At 61.8% G+C, this 21,381-nt stretch carries 22 protein-coding genes; 11 read left to right on the top strand and 11 right to left on the bottom strand.

Translation table 11 applies throughout. The annotated features are described in order from the left end of the window. Window positions 1–4: 4 nt before the first annotated feature. The 5 genes from AVO45_RS11045 to AVO45_RS11025 all read right to left on the bottom strand — a co-directional run bounded on the left by AVO45_RS11045 (window position 5) and on the right by AVO45_RS11025 (window position 6,022). Window positions 5–1,276, bottom strand: a complete 1,272-nt coding sequence (locus AVO45_RS11045; protein ID WP_068346920.1) for an ABC transporter permease — start codon at window positions 1,274–1,276, stop codon at window positions 5–7. Between the two features lie 110 nt (window positions 1,277–1,386). Further along, window positions 1,387–2,493 carry an extracellular solute-binding protein gene (locus AVO45_RS11040; protein WP_068346918.1) on the bottom strand — a complete coding sequence of 369 codons (1,107 nt, stop codon included), beginning with the start codon at window positions 2,491–2,493 and terminating at the stop codon, window positions 1,387–1,389. An 83-nt stretch (window positions 2,494–2,576) separates the two neighbouring features. Beyond that, on the bottom strand, window positions 2,577–3,677 hold the full coding sequence (locus AVO45_RS11035) for an ABC transporter ATP-binding protein (protein ID WP_068346916.1): 1,101 nt from the start codon (window positions 3,675–3,677) through the stop codon (window positions 2,577–2,579). Between the two features lie 194 nt (window positions 3,678–3,871). Further along, a complete protein-coding gene (locus AVO45_RS11030) occupies window positions 3,872–5,269 on the bottom strand; it encodes an aspartate aminotransferase family protein (protein ID WP_068346914.1) in 1,398 nt (465 codons plus the stop codon). A 72-nt stretch (window positions 5,270–5,341) separates the two neighbouring features. Next, window positions 5,342–6,022 carry a GntR family transcriptional regulator gene (locus AVO45_RS11025; RefSeq protein WP_082688761.1) on the bottom strand — a complete coding sequence of 227 codons (681 nt, stop codon included), beginning with the start codon at window positions 6,020–6,022 and terminating at the stop codon, window positions 5,342–5,344. Between the two features lie 146 nt (window positions 6,023–6,168). On the opposite strand from AVO45_RS11025, the gene AVO45_RS11020 reads away from it, so the two are divergent. The 5 genes from AVO45_RS11020 to AVO45_RS11000 all read left to right on the top strand — a co-directional run bounded on the left by AVO45_RS11020 (window position 6,169) and on the right by AVO45_RS11000 (window position 11,452). Then, on the top strand, window positions 6,169–7,254 hold the full coding sequence (locus AVO45_RS11020) for a polyamine ABC transporter substrate-binding protein (protein WP_068346910.1): 1,086 nt from the start codon (window positions 6,169–6,171) through the stop codon (window positions 7,252–7,254). Between the two features lie 64 nt (window positions 7,255–7,318). Then, on the top strand, window positions 7,319–8,458 hold the full coding sequence (locus AVO45_RS11015) for an ABC transporter ATP-binding protein (RefSeq protein WP_068346908.1): 1,140 nt from the start codon (window positions 7,319–7,321) through the stop codon (window positions 8,456–8,458). Then, window positions 8,458–9,339 (top strand): ABC transporter permease subunit, encoded by an 882-nt coding sequence (locus AVO45_RS11010; protein ID WP_068347387.1) that lies wholly within the window; start codon window positions 8,458–8,460, stop codon window positions 9,337–9,339. The genes AVO45_RS11015 and AVO45_RS11010 overlap by 1 nt, the downstream gene beginning before the upstream one ends. Next, complete coding sequence (locus AVO45_RS11005) at window positions 9,336–10,154, top strand: ABC transporter permease (RefSeq protein ID WP_068346906.1); 819 nt, start codon at window positions 9,336–9,338, stop codon at window positions 10,152–10,154. The genes AVO45_RS11010 and AVO45_RS11005 overlap by 4 nt, the downstream gene beginning before the upstream one ends. Then, window positions 10,151–11,452 (top strand): NAD(P)/FAD-dependent oxidoreductase, encoded by a 1,302-nt coding sequence (locus tag AVO45_RS11000; protein WP_068346905.1) that lies wholly within the window; start codon window positions 10,151–10,153, stop codon window positions 11,450–11,452. The genes AVO45_RS11005 and AVO45_RS11000 overlap by 4 nt, the downstream gene beginning before the upstream one ends. Window positions 11,453–11,455: 3 nt before the next feature. Here AVO45_RS11000 and AVO45_RS10995 read toward each other — a convergent pair whose 3' ends face one another. The 3 genes from AVO45_RS10995 to AVO45_RS10985 all read right to left on the bottom strand — a co-directional run bounded on the left by AVO45_RS10995 (window position 11,456) and on the right by AVO45_RS10985 (window position 13,837). Further along, window positions 11,456–12,262 carry an aminoglycoside phosphotransferase family protein gene (locus tag AVO45_RS10995; protein ID WP_276202407.1) on the bottom strand — a complete coding sequence of 269 codons (807 nt, stop codon included), beginning with the start codon at window positions 12,260–12,262 and terminating at the stop codon, window positions 11,456–11,458. Between the two features lie 135 nt (window positions 12,263–12,397). Continuing rightward, window positions 12,398–13,063 (bottom strand): flagellar hook capping FlgD N-terminal domain-containing protein, encoded by a 666-nt coding sequence (locus AVO45_RS10990; RefSeq protein WP_068346900.1) that lies wholly within the window; start codon window positions 13,061–13,063, stop codon window positions 12,398–12,400. A gap of 3 nt (window positions 13,064–13,066) precedes the next feature. Then, the gene (locus AVO45_RS10985; RefSeq protein WP_157770143.1) at window positions 13,067–13,837 is read right to left on the bottom strand and encodes a flagellar hook-length control protein FliK; all 771 of its coding nucleotides are present in this window, start codon (window positions 13,835–13,837) and stop codon (window positions 13,067–13,069) included. A 671-nt stretch (window positions 13,838–14,508) separates the two neighbouring features. Here AVO45_RS10985 and AVO45_RS10980 point away from each other — a divergent pair. The 6 genes from AVO45_RS10980 (at window position 14,509) to AVO45_RS10955 (ending at window position 18,294) form a co-directional block, all read left to right on the top strand. After that, complete coding sequence (locus AVO45_RS10980) at window positions 14,509–14,784, top strand: rod-binding protein (RefSeq protein ID WP_068347386.1); 276 nt, start codon at window positions 14,509–14,511, stop codon at window positions 14,782–14,784. Beyond that, entirely contained in the window at window positions 14,774–15,133 is a 360-nt protein-coding gene (locus AVO45_RS10975; RefSeq protein ID WP_068346896.1) for a flagellar biosynthesis protein FlgN, read from the top strand. Before AVO45_RS10980 ends, AVO45_RS10975 begins: the two co-directional genes overlap by 11 nt. Before the next feature lie 207 nt (window positions 15,134–15,340). Further along, window positions 15,341–16,648 carry a flagellin gene (locus AVO45_RS10970; protein ID WP_068346895.1) on the top strand — a complete coding sequence of 436 codons (1,308 nt, stop codon included), beginning with the start codon at window positions 15,341–15,343 and terminating at the stop codon, window positions 16,646–16,648. Between the two features lie 79 nt (window positions 16,649–16,727). Then, on the top strand, window positions 16,728–17,105 hold the full coding sequence (gene flaF, locus AVO45_RS10965; RefSeq protein ID WP_068346893.1) for a flagellar biosynthesis regulator FlaF: 378 nt from the start codon (window positions 16,728–16,730) through the stop codon (window positions 17,103–17,105). Then, on the top strand, window positions 17,102–17,503 hold the full coding sequence (flbT, locus tag AVO45_RS10960) for a flagellar biosynthesis repressor FlbT (RefSeq protein ID WP_068346891.1): 402 nt from the start codon (window positions 17,102–17,104) through the stop codon (window positions 17,501–17,503). The genes flaF and flbT overlap by 4 nt, the downstream gene beginning before the upstream one ends. Further along, entirely contained in the window at window positions 17,500–18,294 is a 795-nt protein-coding gene (locus AVO45_RS10955) for a DUF1217 domain-containing protein (RefSeq protein WP_068346889.1), read from the top strand. The genes flbT and AVO45_RS10955 overlap by 4 nt, the downstream gene beginning before the upstream one ends. Window positions 18,295–18,414: 120 nt before the next feature. On the opposite strand, the gene AVO45_RS10950 is transcribed toward AVO45_RS10955, so the two are convergent. The 3 genes from AVO45_RS10950 to AVO45_RS10935 all read right to left on the bottom strand — a co-directional run bounded on the left by AVO45_RS10950 (window position 18,415) and on the right by AVO45_RS10935 (window position 21,354). Next, window positions 18,415–20,019, bottom strand: coding sequence for a DUF427 domain-containing protein (locus AVO45_RS10950; RefSeq protein ID WP_068346887.1), 1,605 nt, complete (start codon window positions 20,017–20,019; stop codon window positions 18,415–18,417). 374 nt (window positions 20,020–20,393) lie between these two features. Continuing rightward, window positions 20,394–21,095 carry a winged helix-turn-helix domain-containing protein gene (locus AVO45_RS10940; protein WP_068346883.1) on the bottom strand — a complete coding sequence of 234 codons (702 nt, stop codon included), beginning with the start codon at window positions 21,093–21,095 and terminating at the stop codon, window positions 20,394–20,396. Next, window positions 21,067–21,354: a hypothetical protein gene (locus tag AVO45_RS10935; protein WP_205627879.1), complete on the bottom strand. Its 288-nt coding sequence runs from the start codon at window positions 21,352–21,354 to the stop codon at window positions 21,067–21,069. The genes AVO45_RS10940 and AVO45_RS10935 overlap by 29 nt, the downstream gene beginning before the upstream one ends. Window positions 21,355–21,381: the final 27 nt, after the last annotated feature.

Below are 21,381 nucleotides of genomic sequence, written 5' to 3'. Positions count from 1 at the left end.
TCGCTTACCCCAGCTTCACGTTGTCGATGCCGACGATCTTGTCATAGGTCCAGTAGAGCAGCAGGACCACGGCCAGCAGGATCGTGCCCAGAGCCGCAGCCAGACCCCAGTTCAGCGAGGTCGAGATGTGGAAGGCGATCCGGTTCGAGATGAAGACACCCTTGGTGCCACCCACGAGTTCGGGGGTGATGTAGTAACCGATGGCAAGGATGAAGACGAGGATGCTGCCCGCGCCGATGCCCGGCACCGAGTTCGGGAAATAGACCCTCCAGAATGCGGTCCAGTTGGTCGCGCCAAGCGATTTCGCGGCGCGCAGGTAGGACGGGTTGATCGTCTGCATTACCGAATACATCGGCAGGATCATGAACGGCAGCAGGATATGGGTCATGGCCACGATGGTGCCGAACTGGTTGTTGATCATCACCAGGCGCGCGTCATCCGCAACAAGGCCCAGCCAGACCAGGGTCTCGTTGATCACGCCCTGCTGCTGCAGCATGACCTTCCATGCCGAGGTGCGCACCAGCAGCGATGTCCAGAAGGGCAGCAGCACGAGGATCATCAGCAGGTTGGCCGTGCGCGAAGGCAGGTTGGCCAGTATCCAGGCCACCGGATAGCCCAGCACGATGCAGGCGCCGGTGATGATCAGCGACATGATGAAGGTGCGGATGAACAGCCTGATGTAGATGCGCTCGTTCTCCGGGCGGACCTCGATGCCATCGTTGCCTTTTTTCAGGTCCACCGAGTTGAGGAAATAGCCGTTGGTCAGCTTCGGCGAATAGGTCTGGATGGTCTGCCAGACGCCTATGTCGCCCCAGGCATCATCCATCTCGAGGAACTTTTCCTTGAACGGGCCATCAGCTTCGGTGTCCCACTTTTTGACCTTTCGACCGGCCTTGCGGAACAGCGACGAAATCCCCGGGTTTTCATAGTTCAAACGGGTGCCGACCTTGGTGTGGGTCTTGGCTTCGGCCGCGGCCTTTAGATCGACCGCGAGGGCCGCAAAAACCTCTTCGCCGGGTGCTTCACCCGAGTTCGGGTCCCAATCCTCCAACGCGACGACCGTGTTGGGCAGAGTGTCCGAAACGATATTGTTCTCGACCGAGCGGAACAGCATGTCCGCGATCGGAAGAAGAAAGGTGATCAGAACAAACAGCAGCAGAGGTGCGATCAGCATCAGGGCGCGGAGCTTCTGCATCCGCAGCGCCCGTGCCAGGCTTTTCTTCAGAGGCGTGCCGTCGGCTGCCAGAACCGGACCGGTTTGGGTTGTGTCGGTCATCGTTTTCCCCGTTGTCCGCTGCCGTCTTGCAGCGTCTGCGGCCTTGTTCAGCCGCCCTGTTCTTGTTGGCGCAAGGGGGCAGCGCGGCCCCCTTGCAGCAGTTCAGGTTCTTACTTGGCCAGCCATGCCTGGAACTTTGCGTCCAGGTCATCGCGGTTGTCGGCCCACCATTCGTAGTCATAGACGTGAACGTTGGTGGCGTTGGCCGGGTCGGTCGGCATGTGCGGCGCCATGTCGATGCCCAGTTCGGCGTGCTTGCCGACCAGCGGAGCCGACGACTTGCGCGCCGGGCCGTACGAGATGTACTTGGCCTGATCCGCCAGACGCTGCGTGTCGGTGGCGAATTTCAGGAAGTCCATGACGCGGGCCTTGCGGTCTGCCGGCAGGCCGGCGGGAACAACCCAGCCATCCAGGTCGAACGACTGCATGTCCCACAGCATCCCGATCGGCTGGCCCTGCTCGGCGATGGCCGAGAACAGGCGGCCGTTGAAGGTCGAACCCATCACGACTTCGCCGTCCGCCAGCAGCTGCGGGGTTTCGGCGCCCGCGGTCCACCAGACGACCTGATCCTTGATGGTGTCCAGCTTGGCCAGTGCGCGGTCCACACCCTCGGGGGTGCTCAGCACGTCATAGATCTCGTCCTTGGCCACGCCGTCGCAGTAGAGCGCCCACTCCATGTTGTCGATCGGACGCTTCTGCAGCGCGCGCTTGCCCGGATACTTTTCGAGGTCGAACACGTCGCAGACGCTGGTCGGAGGCGTGTCGCCCACCAGGTCGGTGCGATAGCCGAAGGTGGTCGAATACACGATCTGCGGCACGAAGCAGTCGCTGACCAGCAGCTCACCGAAATCTTCGGAGGGCGGGGTTCCATCGGGCGCAGGCGCCAGAACGGCATCGTGGTCGATCTCTTCGATCAGACCCTCGTCGCACATGCGCATGGCGTCCGAGGCCACGGCGTCGACCAGATCCCAGGTGATGTTGCCGGCTTCGGCCATGGCGCGCATCTTGGCGGTGGCTTCGGCCGAGCTTTCGTCCCAGATGACCTTCAGGCCCGGGTTCATTTCCAGATAGGGTTCGACATAGGCCTTGACCTGGCTGGCCTGGTAGGCGCCGCCCCAGGAAACCAGCGTCATTTCATTGGCCATTTCCTCGGCAAAGGCCGCCGGTGCGCAAAGCGCGGTCGTGGCGACCAGAACGGACAGTTTTGATAGCTTCATCTTCACTTCTCTCCTTGTTGAATACTTGTTCCGACAGGTGTCAGCCCCCCGGTCTTGCCGCCGGGTTGCAAGGCCGTGCCGCGTCAGGCGTCCAGCGCCCGGCAGTCTTCCGGCAGCCAGCCAATCTCGATCTGTTGCCCCGGCTGCAGGCGGACCTGGTCCGGTGCGTTCCGGGTCTTGATGATGAACTCGTCATTTCCGGCCACGCGCAGACGGGTGCGGAAAATGTCGCCCATGTAGATGAACTCGAGAACCTCTGCCTTGAGGGTGTGGGCACCCTCCTGCAAGCGGTCCTTGTTGTATTCAACCCGCTCGGGGCGGATGGAAACGCGGGTGCGTTCACCCGGTTTGCTGACATTGACCGGCTTGCAGTCGATCAGCTCGCCATCATCCAGCTTGACCACGGCGATGCCATCCTTGATCTCGAGGACTTCACCTTCGAGCGTGTTGTTCTCGCCGATGAACTGCGCGACGAAGCTGTTCGCCGGCTCTTCATAGAGAACGTCCGGCGGCGCCAGCTGCTGAATCACGCCGTCGTTGAACACCGCAACGCGGTCCGACATGGTCAGGGCCTCGGTCTGGTCGTGGGTCACGTAGACCACGGTGATTCCCAGACGGTGGGCCAGGTGGGTGATCTCGAACTGCATCTTCTCGCGCAGCTGCTTGTCCAACGCGCCCAGCGGTTCGTCCATCAGAACCAGTTCCGGTTCGAACACCAGCGCCCGGGCCAGCGCGATCCGCTGTTGCTGACCACCCGAAAGCTGCGCCGGGCGGCGGCCGCCAAAGGCGCCCATTTCCACCATGTCCAGGGCGCGGCGGACTTTCTCCTCGCGCTCCGACTTGCCCATCTTCCGCACTTCCAGCGGGAAGGACAGGTTCTCGGCGATGGTCATATGCGGGAACAGGGCGTAGTTCTGGAACACCATGCCGATGCCGCGTTTGTGGGGGGGGATGTTGTTGATGGAAGTCCCGCCCAGCCGGATGTCGCCGTGCGTCGCGGTTTCAAAGCCGGCCAGCATCATCAGGCATGTGGTTTTGCCGGAACCCGAGGGGCCGAGCATCGTCAGGAACTCGCCCTTCGGCATGGTGAGGTTGAGATCTTTGACGACCAGTGTTTCGCCGTCATAGCTTTTCTGAACACGTTCAAATTCGACAAACGCGTCGTTGCCGGTTGGTGCAGTCAATGCCAACTCCCCGTATTTGTTTTCTTGCGATCTGTGCCGCTGTTGAGGGAAAGTTAATCGCGCAACGGGGGCTCACGCAACCGAATAACGACAGTTGAGGGCAAATTCGCGACGCATAATTTTATGGTCGCAAAAAAAGAGGCTGACCGCTTTCGCGATCAGCCCGTGGTGTTTCCGCTCTTGTCTGAGTGCGGTCAGGCGGCCGCCCGCATCAGGCCTTGCCTGAGGATTTCGGCATGCGCCTCGTCCAGCGACTTGCGGATGCGCACGAACATCTCGTCGATCTCGTCGCGCGTGATGATCAGCGGCGGCGAGATGATCATGCGGTCGCCGACATGGCGCATGACCAGATTGTTGGCAAAGCACCGTTCCCGGGTGATGAGGCCGATCGTGCCCGGCTCCGAGGCGAACTTGGCCCGCGTTTCCTTTTCCGGGGTCAGGGCGATCGAGCCCATCATGCCGACGATCCTGGCCTCGCCGACCAGCGGGTGATCGACCAGCGCCTCCCATTTTTCCTTCAGGTAGGGCGCGGCGACGTTGCGGACGTGATCGATGACCTTTTCCTCTTCGAGGATTCGCAGGTTCTCCAGCGCAACCGCCGCAGCGACAGGGTGGCCGGAATAGGTGTAGCCGTGGTTGAATTCGCAGTTGCCGATGACCCCGGCGACCTCGTCACAGACGATCGAGCCGCCGATCGGCGCGTAGCCCGAGCTGAGGCCCTTGGCGATGGTCATGATGTGCGGCCTGATGCCAACGGTCTGCGATCCGAACCAATTGCCGGTGCGACCAAAGCCGCAGATCACCTCGTCCGCGATCAGCAGGATCTCGTACTTGTCGCAGATGCGCTGGATTTCCGGCCAGTAGGTATCGGGCGCGACGATCACGCCGCCTGCGCCCTGAACCGGCTCGGCGATGAAGGCCGCGACGCGGTCCTCGCCCAGTTCCAGAATCGCCTCTTCCAGCTCGCGCGCGCGGGCCAGGCCGAATTCCTCGGGGGTCATGTCGCCGCCCTCGGCCCACCAGTTCGGCTGGTTGATGTGATGGATGTTCGGGATCGGAATGCCACCCTGCGCGTGCATGCCCGCCATGCCGCCCAGCGAGGCCGACCCCACGGTCGAGCCGTGATAGGCGTTGTGGCGGCTGATGATGACGTTCTTTTCCGGCTTGCCCTTTTCGGCCCAGTAGGTGCGCACCATGCGGATGTTGGTGTCATTGGCTTCGGATCCGCCCCCGGCGAAAAACACGTGGTTCAGATCGCCGGGCGCCAACTCGGCCAGCTTGTTGGCCAGGGCAAGGGCCGGGACGTGGGTCGTCTTGAAGAAGGTGTTGTAATAGGGCAGCTCGCGCATCTGGCGGGCGGCCACCTCGGCCAGTTCGTCGCGGCCATAGCCGATGTTCACGCACCACAGCCCGGCCATCGCGTCGAGAATTTCCTCGCCTTCGCTGTCGGTCAGGTAGACGCCCTTGGCCCGCGTGATGACCCGGACACCCTCCTTCGCGAGGTCCTCGTTGGTGGAGAACGGGTGCATATGGTGGGCGGCATCGATCGCCTGCAGCTCGGCGGTCGGCATGTGGTTGGTGATGGTGGACATCGGGAAATCTCCTGCGGAAAAGTTGCGGCCCAGAATATGATCAAATTTTTTCTTGTCAATCGGGCGGCATCATCACGACGTTCTGGTCAGCACGTCGGCCATCAGTTCCATCCCCTGTTCAACGTCCTTTGCCATGGCCTCTGCAACGCCTTCGGCTTCCTTGTTGCGCAGACAGGTGATGATGTCCTTGTGCCGGTCCGGCAGGTTTTGGGTGCCGAATCGCCCGCAGACCACGCGCAGAGAGGGGCCAAACCGAAGCCAGAGCCGCTCGGCCAGATCGCTGAGAACGGGGGCGTCGGCCTGAGCGTAGAGGCCGGCGTGAAAGGCATAGTTCTGGCGCAGGTAGCCGTTGACGTCTCCGGCGTCGATCGCCTTGTCGAGCGTGCGATCTGTGGCTTCGAGCGCGTCGATCTCGTCCTCTGTCATCCGCAGGGTCGCGCGGCGGGAAAGCTCTGATTCAATTGCAATTCTCGCGAAAATGAGCTGCTCGATATCGTTGCGGGACAAGATCGGCACGCTGACCCGACGGTTGCCCTGGAACACCAGCGCGCCATCCGAGATCAGGCGGCGAATCGCCTCGCGTACCGGTGTCATCCCGACACCCAGCGAATCGGTCAGTCCCTGGATGGTTACGGGCTGCCCCGGGACCATCTCGCCGAACAGAATCTGTTCCCTCAGCGTGTGATAGACCTGTTCATGCGCGGGGCGCTTTTCGGTGTCGGGGTTTCGCCCTGATGTCTTATTTTTGATCATATTCAATAGGGTTACCTTGATTCCGAGGGTCATGGTTCGTCGGGCATTGCGCCTCGGGACAGCATAAACATTGTTGCCGTGAAACGCAAAACTTGATCAAATCTGAAAAAGCGGGAAAATAGCCGCACAGTCGCAGGGAGAAAGAGATGACTTTGAAAACGCTGACGATGACGGCCGTGATCGCACTGGGGACTTCGGCCGCCTTTGCCGAAGAAGTGCGCGTCTACAACTGGTCGGACTATATCGACGAGGAATTGCTGGCCAAGTTTCAGGAAGAAACCGGCCTGACGTTGATCTACGACGTGTTCGACAGCAACGAGGTTCTGGAGACCAAGATGCTGGCAGGCGGGTCGGGCTATGACGTTGTCGTGCCGTCGGGCACCTTCCTCCAGCGCCAGATCCAGGCAGGCGCCTTCCAGAAGCTGGACAAGTCCAAGCTGCCGAATCTGGCCAACATGTGGGACGTGATCGAGGAACGCACGGCACAGTATGACCCGGGCAACGAATACTCGATCAACTACATGTGGGGCACCACCGGGATCGGGGTGAACGTGGACAAGGTTCAAGAGCTGTTGGGCGAGGACGCCCCCATCGACAGCTGGGACCTGGTGTTCAATCCTGCGAACATGGAAAAGCTGGCCGACTGCGGTGTTCACTTTCTGGATGCACCGGCCGAGATGATCCCGGCAGCGTTGAAATACATCGGTGAAGACCCCGACAGCCACGATCCGGACGTGATCGCCAAGGCCGAGGGCGTGTTCATGGCGGTGCGCCCCTACATCCAGAAGTTCCACAGCAGCGAATACATCAACGCGCTGGCCAATGGTGACATCTGCGTGGCCGTGGGCTGGTCGGGCGACGTTCTGCAGGCCCGTGACCGGGCGGACGAGGCCGACAACGGCGTGACCATCGCCTATCACGCGCCGAAGGAAGGCGCGCAGATGTGGTTCGACCAGATGGCGATTCCGGTCGATGCGCCCAACCCGGACGGGGCGCACAAGTTCCTGAACTTCATCATGGATGCCGAGAACATGGCGGCGGCCACGAACTATGTCTACTACGCCAACGGCAACAAGGCCTCGCAGGAATTCGTGCTGCCCGAGATCCTCGAAGACCCGGCGATCTATCCGCCCGCCGACGCGTTGGAGAACCTGTTCACCACGCGGCCCTATCCGGCAAAGGTGCAGCGGGTCGTGACCCGTCTGTGGACCAAGATCAAATCGGGCACCTGATCCGAGCAATCTGCGCGCAAGGCGGCAACGGCTCGCCTTGCGCAACTCCAGTTCCGCCTGACCTATGGGGGCTCTCTTGAACTCTACCGTCTTTGCGCCGTGGGACGACCCACAGGCGAAACCCTTGATCCAGTTCCAGAACGTGACCAAGCGATTTGGGGGATTCACGGCCATCGACAACCTGTCGATCGACATCTTCGAGCGCGAATTCTTTGCCCTTCTGGGGCCGTCCGGATGCGGCAAGACCACGATGATGCGGATGCTGGCCGGGTTCGAGAAACCCACCGAGGGCCACATTCTGCTGGCCGGGCAGGACATAGACCCGATCCCGCCGAACAAGCGGGCGGTGAACATGATGTTTCAGTCATACGCCCTGTTCCCGCATCTCAGCGTTTGGGACAACATCGCCTTCGGACTGAAGCGTGACAAGATGCCCAAGCGGGACATCGAGGAGCGCGTCGACGAGATGCTGCGTCTGACACGGCTGGAGAAATTCGCCAGCCGCAAGCCTCACCAGATCTCGGGCGGACAGCGACAGCGCGTGGCGCTGGCGCGTTCGCTGGCCAAGGCGCCAAAGCTGCTGTTGCTGGACGAACCTCTGGGGGCGCTGGACAAGAAACTGCGGCAGGACACGCAGTTCGAGTTGATGGACATCCAGGAAAAGACCGGCACCACCTTTGTCATCGTGACCCACGACCAGGAAGAGGCGATGACCGTCGCCAGCCGTGTGGCCGTGATGGACCACGGGCGCATCATCCAGGCCGACACGCCGGCCAGGATCTATGAAACCCCCAACTCGGTCTACGTCGCGGACTTCATCGGTGACGTGAACATCATCGAGGGGCGCGCCACGCCCAAGGGCGATGACAGCTATTCCATCGACTGGGCCGAGGGACAGACGCCGTTGCAGGCGACCTCTTCGGCGGCCATCGAGAAGGGACAGAAATGCCATCTGGCGATCCGGCCCGAGAAGGTGACGATCACGGCCGAGCGCCCGGCGGACGCGGCCAATGCCGTTCAGGGCAAGGTGCATGACATCGCCTATCTCGGCAATCTGTCCACCTACCATGTCGAACTGCCCAACGGCACGATCATCAAGGCGCAGACCGCCAACACGCGCCGGATCTCTCGACGTTCCTTTTCCTGGGAAGACCCCGTCTGGCTGTCATGGACCGCCACGGCGGGCGTTCTGCTGGCGAACTGATGCGCAGATTCGTCCTCATAGCCATCCCCTATCTGTGGCTGCTGGCGCTGTTTCTGGTGCCGTTTGCCATCGTTCTGAAGATCTCGTTGTCGGATGCCGCGATCGCGCGCCCGCCCTATTTCCCGCAATTCGACTGGGCCGCAGGCATCCGGGCCTTCATCAGCGAGCTGGACTTCGAGAATTACATCTTTCTCACGCAGGATGACCTGTATTGGAAAGCCTACCTGTCCAGCGTCAAGATCGCGCTGATCTCGACGGCGCTGACGCTGCTGGTCGGCTATCCGATCGCCTATGGCATGGCGCGGGCCCCGCAAGAGTGGCGGGCGACGCTGATGATGCTGGTGATCCTGCCCTTTTGGACCTCGTTCCTGATCCGGGTCTATGCGTGGATGGGGATTCTCAGCAATGAGGGGTATCTCAACCAGTTCCTGATGTGGACCGGTCTCATCTCCGAACCCCTGACCATCCTCAACACGCAGACGGCCGTCTATATCGGCATCGTCTATACCTACCTTCCCTTCATGATTCTGCCGATCTATTCCGCGCTCGACCGGCTGGACGGGTCGCTGATCGAGGCGGCCGAGGACCTGGGTTGTTCCCGGGCGCAGGCGTTCTGGCTGGTGACAATTCCGCTGTCGCGCCCCGGCATCATCGCGGGCTGTTTCCTGGTCATGATCCCGGTGATCGGTGAATTCGTGATCCCGTCGCTGCTGGGTGGTTCGGGCACGCTGATGATCGGCAAGGTGCTGTGGGAGGAGTTCTTCTCAAACCGCGACTGGCCGGTGGCCAGCGCCGTGGCGATCGTGCTTCTGCTCATCCTCGTGATCCCGATCGTGCTGTTCCAGCGCAACCAGCAGAAACAGGCGGAGGCAGAGCAATGAACAGGCTGAGCTGGTTCAACGCCGTGTCCCTGACGCTGGGTTTCGCGTTTCTCTACATCCCGATGATCATCCTGATCATCTTCAGCTTCAACGAAAGCAAGCTGGTGACCGTCTGGGCCGGGTTCTCGACCAAATGGTATGGCGAGTTGATCCACAACGAGGCTTTCCTTGACGCGGCCTGGGTCACGGTGCGGGTGGCGGTTTTCTCTTCGACCCTGGCGACGATCCTTGGAACAATGGCGGCCTATGTCTTGGTTCGGGGCGGGCGGTTCTTCGGGCGCACGCTGTTCTCGGGCATGATCTATGCGCCGCTGGTGATGCCCGAGGTGATCACCGGCCTGTCTTTGCTGCTGCTGTTCATCGGCATCGGGCTGGACCGGGGCATTTTCACCATCGTTCTGGCGCACACGACCTTTTCGATGTGCTACGTCTCGGTCGTCGTGTCCTCGCGCCTGATCACCTTTGATCGGTCGCTGGAAGAGGCCGCTTTGGATCTTGGCTGTTCTCCGGCACAGGCGTTCCGGCTGGTGACGCTGCCTATCATCGCGCCTGCGGTGATCTCGGGCTGGCTGCTGGCCTTTACCCTGTCGCTGGACGATCTGGTCATTGCCTCCTTCACGTCCGGCCCCTCGGCCACCACGCTGCCGATCAAGATCTTTTCGGCGGTGCGCCTCGGCGTCAGCCCGGAAATCAACGCCTTGTCGACGCTCATGATCGCGGTCGTGACCATCGGCGTGATCACCGCATCGCTGGTGACCAAGCGGGCGGCGGTCCGGCAAAAGCAGGAGGAACAGGCCGCGGCGCGGGCCACATGAAGCGAATCTTCCCCGACTACACCTACGGCCCCGGCCCGCGCCAGGGCTGCTGGTGGGACGATACCATCGCAGCCCCGGACTGGCCGGTTCAGGCTGGGGATCTGACCGTTGATGTCGCCATCGTCGGGGGTGGTTTCACCGGCCTGTCGGCGGCCCTCCACCTGGCGCAGGCCGGAGCCTCCGTCGCCGTGCTCGAGGCGGAAACCCCGGGATGGGGCGCGTCCGGGCGCAATGGCGGATTCTGTTGCCTTGGCGGTTCGAAGTTGAGCCATTCCGCCATGGTGCGCCGATATGGCCGCGCCGCCGCGGCAGCATATGATCAGGCCGAGCATGACGCCGTTGCCCTGGTCGCCGAACTGCTGGAGGCCCACGGGATCGACGCGGATCGCCACTCCAGGGGCGAGACGCAGCTGGCGCACACACCGCGCGCGATGGAGGCTCTGCGTCGGAAGGCGGATGCCGAAGGCACTCTGCACGAGCCGGGCGAGTTGGCTGCGCTGGGATTGGGGGGAGAGTTTTTCGGAGGCTACACGATCCCGGTCGGATTCGGCCTCAACCCGCGAAAATACCTGTTCGGACTTGCCGAAGTCGCCGGGAAAGCCGGAGCGTCGATGTTCCAGAACAGCGCCGCGATGTCGATCGGCAAGGCGGGCGGAAAATACACCGTCACCACTCCCAATGGTCGTGTCTTCTGTGAAACCCTGCTGATCTGCACCAATGGTTATTCCAGCGAGGACATGCCCGACTGGCTGGCTGGGCGCTACATGCCCACCCAATCGACGGTGATGGTGACACGACCGCTGAGCGAGCCGGAACTTCGGGCGCAGGGGTGGACCTCGGACCAGATCTGTTATGACACGCGCAACCTGTTGCACTACTTCCGCCTGATGCCGGACCGGAGATTCCTGTTCGGCATGCGCGGCGGATTGTTCTCCTCTCCCGGGGCAGAGGCGGCGATCCGCTCCCAGATGCGCCGCGACTTCGACCGCATGTTTCCTGCCTGGGCGGGCGTCGAAGCCACCCACATGTGGTCCGGTCTGGTGTGCCTGGCACGCAACCTGACGCCCTTTGCTGGCCCGGTTCCCGGCCGCCCGGGCATGTTCGCCGGCCTCGCCTACCACGGCAATGGCGTGGCCATGGGCACCTATTGCGGCCGCGCACTTGCGCGATTGGCGCTCGGACAACCGTCTGGCCTGCCCGAGCCGATCTCGCGGCCCCTAGCGCGGTTTCCCCTGGGGCGGTGCCGTCGGGCGTTGATGCCTCCGGTCTACGCGACCCTGGCCCTGAGCGATCTGTGAACCTTACCCGGTGCGCAGCGTCTCGAGTTCCAGTTCATACCCGGCCGAATAGTCGGGCGCGCCGTTCTCGCTGCGCCACAGGCAATAGGCGGCCATGCGCCACGCGAACCAGGGTTTCAGGGCGCGATAGCGGGCGGTGATGGCGGCATCCCCGTAGGCGGCGAGGAACCGTTCCTGCTCTTCCATCGACAGCGGGCTCCCTCGATAGAGCTGTTGCATGGCGGGGGAAAGGAATAGGGCCAAATCCTCACTCGGGTCGCCAAGCGCAGGGCACTGCCAGTCTATGAGCGTCGTCTGGCTGCCCGAGATCAGGACGTTCCCGGCAACCGGGTCGCCGTGAATCAGGCAGCGGTGGGCAAGGGGTGCGACATCTGAGGATGGCCGCAACTCTGCCAGTGTCGCGCGGTCCGGTGAGGTGCACAGAGACAATATCCTGTCGCCATGCGCGGCAAGATCCGCGCTGCCGTTGCATCCATTCGGTGCCGGGATGCGCGCGGGATGGGTATGCAGAGCCCTGAGAACCGCTGCAACCGGCTCGGGGTCCACACGCCAAGGCGAACCGGGTGCGTGGTCGTAAAGCACCCAGCTTGCTTCCAACATGCGCCCCGAGGCGCGCAGTCGCGGCGAGAACCCGGCGCCTTCGAAAGCGCGCAGGCAGGCGGTTTCGAGGTCTGCGTCGTTGCGAAACAGGGGATTGTTGAAACCGGTACGATAAAGTTTCAGAACCCGGTCGCTTTTGCTGCCCAGCAATCTCCAAACCCGATTGGTCCTGCCGCCATAGAGGAATTGGAACCGATCACCATCGACCACAAGGCCGCGGGACCTGAGGTCTGCGACCAAGGCAGGTGGAGGGGGTGAATCGGCGGGCAGGGTCGGCTCCAATCTTTGTCACGCGGTTTGCACAGACGAACTAGGAGCATGGTTTGGCAAGTCCTGCGGCGCAGATCAACTCCCCGCGCGGATCGCCTTGACACTTGCGGCGTCGACGGATTGCCCACCGACGAGGGTCAGGGTGACCTCACCCTCCCGCAGATGCGCCTCGGTCACCCTCCCATAGGTTGCGGCCGGATCCTTAGACACCAGTGAGCCAGCCCTATAGCTTTCGACCGAAAAGGAATACGGCCCGCTGGGATGGATGGTTCTCTCCTCCTGTCGAGGCCAGGCGACCGAATCCGAGGACAGCGGAATCGCAAAGCGGTCCACGGTAGCGCCGGTCCCGTCCTGCACCACCAGATACGCAGTATCCGCCGTTGCCGCATGGGTTGGCAGAACCGTGATCGATTCACCGTCGTATTGGGCCGGGCCGATGCTCGAAACCTCCATGCCCACCCACCCCGCCAGTCGGCCGAGACCGGAGCCACCCAGCGTGGCGGCCAACCCGTTCAGCAGGTCATTCGTCTGAACCTGCTGTTCGACCATTGAAAACTGGGCCAGTTGCGCCGCGTATTCCGTCGACTCGAGAGGGTCCAGGGGATCCTGATTTTTCGCCTGAGCCGTCAACATCTTGAGAAAGGTCTCGAAATCGGATGTGAGCCCCGATTTCGTCTCGCGCTGGGCAACCTGATTGCCCGTTATTTCGCGCTGCACGCTCGGGCCTGTCTCGGTGATCATGGGTTACAACCTCATATCAATGCCGGTCGATGGACTGCTCTTTGACGTGCGGATGTCCGATGTCGGCTCGGCGCTGTCCATCATGTCGCCTGCCGGTAGGTGGTCGGCATATCCAGAATGTCCGCCCGCACCGTCCGCCATTGACTGGAATTCGAACGAAATATCGCTGTAGCCCAGCTCCTGGAACTCTGCGGTCAGATCCGCGATATGGCGTTTCATGAGTTCCAACGTTTCGGGGCGCTCGGTGGCGATGGACAACAGCACTGCGTCTTCCCCGGCGCGCAATGCCATCGAGACGCGACCCAACTCCACGGGGTTGAGGGCGATATCCGCGCCGCCGTTTTCCGGGCGGACGGCGATCGCGGCGGACATCTGACGTGCTACCGAGCGAATGGTCTCGGAGTATGTCGCCGCCGGGGTCTGGGGATGAACGCGGTCCGGGGTATGGGTAACCGGGAGGCCAACCGGGGCTTCAGCGTCCTGGGCCGCACTGAATTCCGCACCGATGCCTGGCGGGTCAAGGGCGGCACCAGGTTCGGTATGCAGGCGGAGGGCGCGCGGTTCCATCGCAGCATGGATTGGGCGGATCGGGGTATCTCTGGGTGGCGGTGCAGGCCAGGGCCCTTGCTGACCAACCGAAAATCCGCGCGGTTCGCCACTTGCAGCCTCGGGTGGTGTTTTCTTTCCCTTGTCCAATTCCACTCCGGTTTCATTAATGGTGAAAGACGGATCATTCGCACGGCTGTGCCGGGCGAAACCCGCTGCGGCATCCAATCCTGTCGTCCGCTTTCCGCCCGGGCCGTGGGGGGCACGGTTGTGATTTCGTTTCGATCGCCCTCGCCGAGTGACTCCGGCGGCCCGAGGGGCAAGGCAGACGCAAGAATATCCAGTCCTCCGGCGTCCACGGCCCCGGCTTGACCGGTCAAGTCCACCGCAGAAGGGCGGATGGGCGGCCCATTTCGGGTGAAGCTTGCGGGCGGCACGGATTGCATGTCCGACGGCATCCGTTCACCGGATTTCTCCTCAGAGTCGTCCGATACGGTACCCGGCGGTTCCGAATCAACGGCATGTCCTTTCGCGACCCCCGGCGTTTCGCTGATCCGATGTTCGCTGCCCTGGGTTTCGGTCTGTCCATCGGGGGTGCCCCGAGTCGCCTCGGAACCCGAGAGGGTGTGGTCCCTGGCGACGGTTTCTTGGGTGTCTTGTTGTGTATCTTCCCCGACGAACTGACCAAAGGTTCGATGGTTGCCCGGCAATTCCTGGCGCATGGGTTTCGCCGGCACCGCCTCTGCGAGCCTGGTTGTCGGGATCATGGTCGTTTCTGATGCCAGCATGGCCACCCGGTCCTCCTTCGGATGGCTGTAATCTGCCGGGTCCAGGTTACGGCTATTTTAACGGCTACCTGCTCTGATCGTGAAAGTTCGATGCAATTTCCGAGGTATGCGATGAAAGTGCACATGCATGTGCCTCCCGCTCACAACCTGCCCGACCGCGAGGCCCTGAAATCCGCCACCGTAGAGCTTGAGGCCACGTTTCTTGCTGAAATGCTCCGGTCGGGCGGCCTGGGGAAGTCGTCGGGCGCCCTGGGCGGCGGGGTCGGCGAGGAGCAGTTTTCTTCGATGCTGGTGATGCAGCAGGCCCGGCAGATAGCCCGGGCAGGCGGCATCGGTTTGTCCGAAATCCTGTTCAGGTCAATCTTGGAGCAAGCCTATGAAGAATGAGACGAAAATAGACCCGTTTCGTGCCTTGGAGGAGTTGCTGGATCTCGAGCGCAAAGCGGTGCTCGACGGGCAGCTGGGTCAACTGGAGAATCTGCTGCCGGAAAAAGAGAAGCTGTTTGATTCCCTGGGCAAGAGCGCAACTGGCAGGTCGGAACAAGTGCAGCGGGTTCAGAAGAAGCTCGAGCGGAACCAGGCGCTGCTCGAAAGCGCGGCCGACGGAGTGCGGGCTGTGTTCGACCGCATGGCCGAACTGCGCCGGGTGCGGCAGGGTCTCCATACCTATGATGCGGCCGGGAAGCGGAACAGTTTTCCTGTGCGGTTGCAGACCCAGCTTGAGAAAAAGGCATGAGTTTCGATTTGTCTCAAATCCGCACGACGTGAACCGGTGGACTTAGGATTCCGTTAGGGGATTGCGGACGATGGTGGGCCGGCACCCGAAACACGGGTGGCGCGAAGCCGATCCGGTCAGTCGCATAAGTCAGAACGACATAGCCCTCGCCCTGGTGGGCGGGATGACCGAGGGCGATGAAATGCCCTAACTGAAAAGGATGAAACCATGTCCAGCATTCTGACAAACAACGGCGCGATGGTTGCGCTGCAAACCCTGAAGTCGATCAACAAGAACCTTGGCGTGACCCAAAACGAGATATCGACCGGCAAGTCGGTGGCGTCAGCCAAGGATAACGCGGCGGTCTGGGCCATCTCCAAGGTGATGGAGTCCGACGTCAAGGGCTTCAAGGGAATTTCCGACAGCCTGTCCTTGGGGGAATCCACCGTGGCCGTCGCCCAGAACGGGGCCGAAACGGTTGCCGACCTTCTGACCCAGATCAAGGGCAAGATCGTCGCCGCACAGGAAGAGAACGTCGACCGCGCCAAAATCCAGACCGATATCTCCGCCTTGCGGGATCAGATCAATTCAGTGGTCGGCGCGGCCCAGTTCAACGGCCTCAACCTGTTGTCGAACCGGGACACCACCACCGGATCGGGAAGCATCGACGTGCTGAGCTCGCTCGATCGCAGTTCGGATGGAACCGTCAACGTCAGCCACATTAACGTGGTCAAAAAGGATCTGGGCACCCAGGCTACGGACTGGACGACCGGCACAGCAGCGGCCGGCGGCTCGGGCGCCACGATCGGCGGTGCCCTGGACGCGGCGTCCGCCGTTGCGCTGACGGGGGCGGCCACGCCTCCGACCACGACGCTTGACATCGAAAGCGTCGCGGCCGGAACCGGGGTGCAGATCAATATCTCGGGCGCCGCCGGTTCGGTGGGCGCGGCATTCAATGACAGCGCCCGCGCCGTTTCCTATGTGGCACGGGATGGTGACACCCAGGCAGATGTGGCCAACGCTCTGGCCAAGGCTTTCAATGACCGGGTTTCCGCAGCCGTCGAAGACGGAACCCTGTCATCGGGGACATCCCTGAAGGCGGCGGTCACGGTTGCTGCCAGCGGCGTGGCCACGATCACCTTTACCGGTGAGACCGGCACAGGGAACAACGTGTCGCTTCAGGCCATTGAAACGGCTGGCGTGACGATCGGTGGCGGCCTCGAAGATCTCGCCAACATCGATGTGACCACCGCTGCCGGGGCCAAAAGCGCCCTGACGGATATCGAGGGGCTGATCCAGACGGCCATCGATTCGGCGGCCTCCTTCGGCTCGGCGCGGGGTCGGATCGAAACCCAGTCGGAGTTTGTCTCGAAACTTAGCGACTCGCTGAAATCCGGGATCGGCGCGATGGTCGATGCCGATATGGAGGAGGCTTCGGCTCGTCTTCAGGCCCTTCAGACACAGCAGCAACTGGCGGTTCAGTCACTGTCGATCGCCAATCAGGCGCCGCAGACTATTCTGTCGCTGTTCCGCTAACCGCGCTGTCTCAGCCGGAGCGCGTTTGGCGCGCTCCGGTGATGCCCGCTGACCAGATCAATCAAAAAGGGGGTCCAAAGTGACGCCGCAGACTTTAGCACGACAGGCCTATGCGCAGGCCAGCACGCCGACGCGAACGCCTCGGGACACGGAATTCGAAGTGATCTCCAGGGTCACCCGCCGGCTCAATGCCGCGGCCGCGCGCAAGGATACCGATTTTGGCGGATTCGCCGAGGCGTTGCATGACAATCGGCGCCTCTGGACAATCCTGGCGGCAGGGGTCGCGGACGCCGACAATTGGCTCCCCGAGGAACTGCGCGCCAGGATTTTCTATCTGGCTGAGTTTACCAGGCACCACAGCAGCCGGGTACTGGCCGGCAAGGGCACGGTCGAACCGCTTCTCGAGATCAACACGGCCGTGCTGCGTGGCCTGCGCCCGGGCGGAGCCGCCTCATGAGCGGGTTGGTACTGAAACTCGCCCCAAAGGAACGGGTGCTGATCAACGGCGTGGTGATCGAAAACGGGGACCGTCGCGGCCGGTTTTCGATCATGACGCCCGGAGCTCATGTTCTGCGTTTGCGAGACGCGATTCGCCCCGATGAGGCCAGTACTCCGGTACGGCGTGTCTGCTATGCCGCGCAGCTCGTGCTGTCGGGCGATCTGGACCCGGACGCCGCTCGGCTGCAGCTGTTGCGCCGGGTAGAGGAACTGAGCCAGGTGTTCACAGACCCTGACAGCCGAAACATCCTGGCACAGGCGACCAGCGCATTGACCAGCGGCCAGTACTACCGGTGCCTCAAGTCGTTGCGGTCGCTGTTGCCGCGCGAGGAGAGGCTGCTGGCCTATCGGCAATGAGTTTCCAGCCAGTCATTCCCGCCACCGGACTTGTCGGCTGGCATTTTCTGAAAAGGACCTACGACGCCCAGCTGGAGGTTTTTTCCGGCACGCCACAAAACGAAAGGGACACCCGGTATTTCCTGGACAATATCGGCAAGGTGAAAACGGCCGAGAGCCTGGTGTCCGACCGGCGGTTGTTGCGGGTGGCCCTGACGGCCTTCGGGTTGGAGGACGACTTGGCCAACACATATTTCATCCGCAGGGTGTTGCAGGACGGTTTCAGTGCGCAGGATGCGTTGTCCAGCCGTCTGTCGGACAAGCGGTACAAGCAGTTGGCATCGGCTTTCGGGTTTGGCCCCGGCGAGGTCGTAAAGACGGGGCAGGCGAGTGAAATGGCGCAGATCGCACACAGAAATCTGGTTTCGCGGTTCGAGGTTGCGGTCGGTCAGACCGATGAGGCGATGCGGATCGCGCTCTTTGCGAGACGTACCCTGACCGACCTGGCCCGCAAGAACGGCGGTGAAAATGCGAAATGGTTCGAACTGATGAGCCTGCCGCCCCTGCGCGACCTGATGGAAACGGCGTTGGGGCTGCCCAAAGCCTTCGCCCAACTCGATATCGACAAGCAACTGGAGATGTTCAGGGACAAGCTGGCGCGACAGACCGGTTCTCCGGACATATCTCAATTCCAGCTGCCGGAGGCGGTCGACCGTTTGATGACCACTTTCTTTGCCAGGGCACAGGCACCGCCGTCTTCACTATCCAGTGTCTCGGCCCGCACTGCGTTGCAATTGCTGCAATACAAATAGAGCGTTTCAGGCGTGGCAGGCTCAGGCCTGTTTCACCGCTCGCGCCAGCCGAACTGCGGGGTGCCACCTGCCGCCCCGGCGCACCTGCCGTATCAACTGCGACAAGGGCCGGGATCCGGTCTATCCTGCGTTTCTGACCTCGCCTGCCGAAGGCTTGGCAAGAGACGCGCCATCCATCGGTGTTCGGATCGCGTAGCATGCCACCGGGCGCGAGACATTGTGCAGCCTGACCTGGCCAAGTGGAGCAGCATCGGAAAGAACCGGCTGGATTTCCTGCGATGCCACGATCCGGTGACCATTGCTTTTGCCATAGTCGCCAAGGCGCGCGGCAATGTTCGCAGCTTGTCCAATGACCGTGAAATCCAGTCGCTCGCGCGAACCTACATTCCCGTAGGTGACTCTTCCGTAGGACAAACCGATCGCACAATCGCAATGCGTATCTTCCGCCGAGGCGCGAAGTTCAGCCAGCCGTTCAACAATATCCTTGGCCGAGCGCAGTGCGTTGGCTTGCGCCGCCGTGGCGTCGTCGCCTGCGGGAAACACCGCCAACACGGCGTCTCCGATGAACTTCAGAACTTCTCCGCCATTTTCGTTTACGATCTCGGAAACGGTTTCAAAGAACCCGTTGAGCAACGAGAGATAGGCATTCCGGCCAAGGCTTTCTTCAAGAGCCGTGGAATTGCGCAGGTCGCAGAACATGATCGCCGCATCGATTTCATCCCCGTCGCCGCGCCGGATCTCGCCACCCAGGACCCGCGCGCCCGTTCGTTTGCCGAGATATGTTTCCAGAAGTGTCTGTGCGTTCTCACGCTGCACGAAAACCTCGTAATACCGGCCGATGATGGCGGAGCATTCGAAAATCAGCCCGAGATTTGCCGTCGTGAATCCGTCGGGGTGATCGCAAGTCAGTGTCAGGACATTGGTGCGCCCGTCCGAAAAGGGCATCGGCATCGCGACATAGTCGGTTGCGCCCTTGGCCCGAAGATCTTCCATGATTGGAAAACTGTCTTCCAGACGGCTATCGGTCAACCGCTGCCGCACGCCTCCCAGTCCGTTCGAGACGTGGCGCAGCGGGCTGTTGGTATAGGCGGGGTGGTCATAGATTTCGTAGGTCGGTGCGAAAGTCGAAATCTCTGCCGCGCCCTTTTCCCAGATGTAGTGTTTTCCGGCAATCAGCGGATGCAGCGACCAGACCAGGATGCCCAGGCGTTGGACGGCGATCCCGTGTTCCAGCATTTTTTCGGCCAGCGCCCGTGTGAAGTCCTCGGGTGTCTTGATTCCCGAGGCCTCGCGCAACAGCCAATCGATCAGCGGGCCGCTGATGTTGCCGTCATCGCCCTTGCGCAGCTTGTTTTCACCAAGGTCGATCCGCGTATGGGCATTGGGCATGAAGCCTACATGGCCCTGTATGCCGATACTCTCGGGCAGGGCTGTCTCATAAGTCCAGACCGCGTTGGTGATCCGTTCCTCTCCTAAAAGGACATCGTGATATGTGGCGGTTCCCTTGAAGGGGCAGAAGGTCTGCAGCTCTGTCGGATCGCTGAGATCGACCCGCACGTCTTCGCGGGGAAAATAGATCGTGGGCGGCAGGCGGGTTTCGTACATGACCTTGGCGCGTGAACTTTCGGCCAGAAGCGTGTCGCCGCGATAGATCGCGACACGGCCCTTGAGGGGCTCGATGTCGATGCCATACCCTTTGGACTGCGGAGTAGCGTGAACGTTCATGTACGGCCTCCTTTCAGGAGATCTTTTAAGGATGGTCTGTTTCGCCCGGTTTCCAAGAGGCGGCGCGAGGATTTTACCAGATGAGAGTTGGAATGACTGGATTGAAGATAATGGGGGTGGCTCTGGGCCTGGTGCTTTCGGGTGCTGCCATGGCGGATACGTCGAAACGGCCCAACCGCAGCGAGTGCATCTGCATGGCTGTTTGCCAGACCCGCGCCAACGGCGGACGTCTGGTCACGCGCCCCGGAAAGGGGTGCACGAACATCCACGAAGAACTGATATACGACAACATGGCACGGTGCGCGTGCCAACCTCTCACGCGGCCGGTGAAACGACCGGAGGTCGGGGGCCGCCAATCCCCCAACCACTGACGCTCAGATCATCCGGATGACATCCTTGTCGATGGCCAGCATGTAACCCTTGCGGGCCACGTTCCTGACCAGCAATTCGCTGACCATCTGGTTGCCCAGCGTATCGCGCAACCTCTTGATCCGGGTGGCGCCGGCGGCCTCTTCGCATTCCGAGGCCTCCTTGCCGGATACCATCGCCTCGATTTCAGCGCCTGACAGGATTTCGTCATCAAGGCGTGATTCCGCCAGCACTGAAAGCGTCTCCATTGCGGCGGGCGTCAGCTTGAAATCCATGTTGTTGAGATAGACGGTGTTCTCTTCTCGGCTGATCAACAACGAGGTCACCTGTATGCCCGTGCGCTCGATCTGCGCCATGCGCCGGTTCAGGGCGGCCAGCATCACCAGAAAGACAAGCGCGGCGATCAGCATGGCGCTGGCAAAGATCAGCAGCACGAATATCACCATGCGATAGCTTGCCAGCGTGTCGGCAAAGGCGGTGCCCGACTGCGCCAGGATTTCGAGCAGCCGGATCTCGGCCTGCGAGGTCAGGTCGCTCTCGACGAACAACCGCTCGACCCTTGCGTTGAAGGCATTGGCATCCGGCAGGGTCCAGAACAGCAAAGCCGCGGCGGTCACCAGAATGATGACGATGGCTGCTATTCCTACTCCGACCAGCCGCGCGCCCGAGCGCCGGGCATCAGAAACGGAGATAGTATTTTCCGGCATTCGCCTTCCTTTTCTCCAACCCCTCCGGCCCGAAGACCGAGATCACGTTCAGCAGCGTCCAGCCTGCCGATTTCAGCCGCCCGGCCACTTCACCCTTCGCTTCGCCGGGCGAGCAGCTGGACACCTCCATGACGCCATAATGCAGGCGCAGGGGCGAATCCCTCTTGGCCTTGTATTCGGCATAGCACTGCGCTGCCGCAACTGCGGGTGACAGGGTTATCAGGGTCGTCAGGACCAAGGAAGCAAGGATCTGTTTCATGGGCCACATCCTGCGCAGGGATGAGGG

The sequence above is a fragment of the Ruegeria marisrubri genome (genome assembly GCF_001507595.1).
GTDB classification, from domain to species: Bacteria; Pseudomonadota; Alphaproteobacteria; order Rhodobacterales; family Rhodobacteraceae; genus Ruegeria; species Ruegeria marisrubri.
Note: the sequence above shows the minus strand (reverse complement) of the source record. Positions and strands in the feature narration are given on the sequence as shown.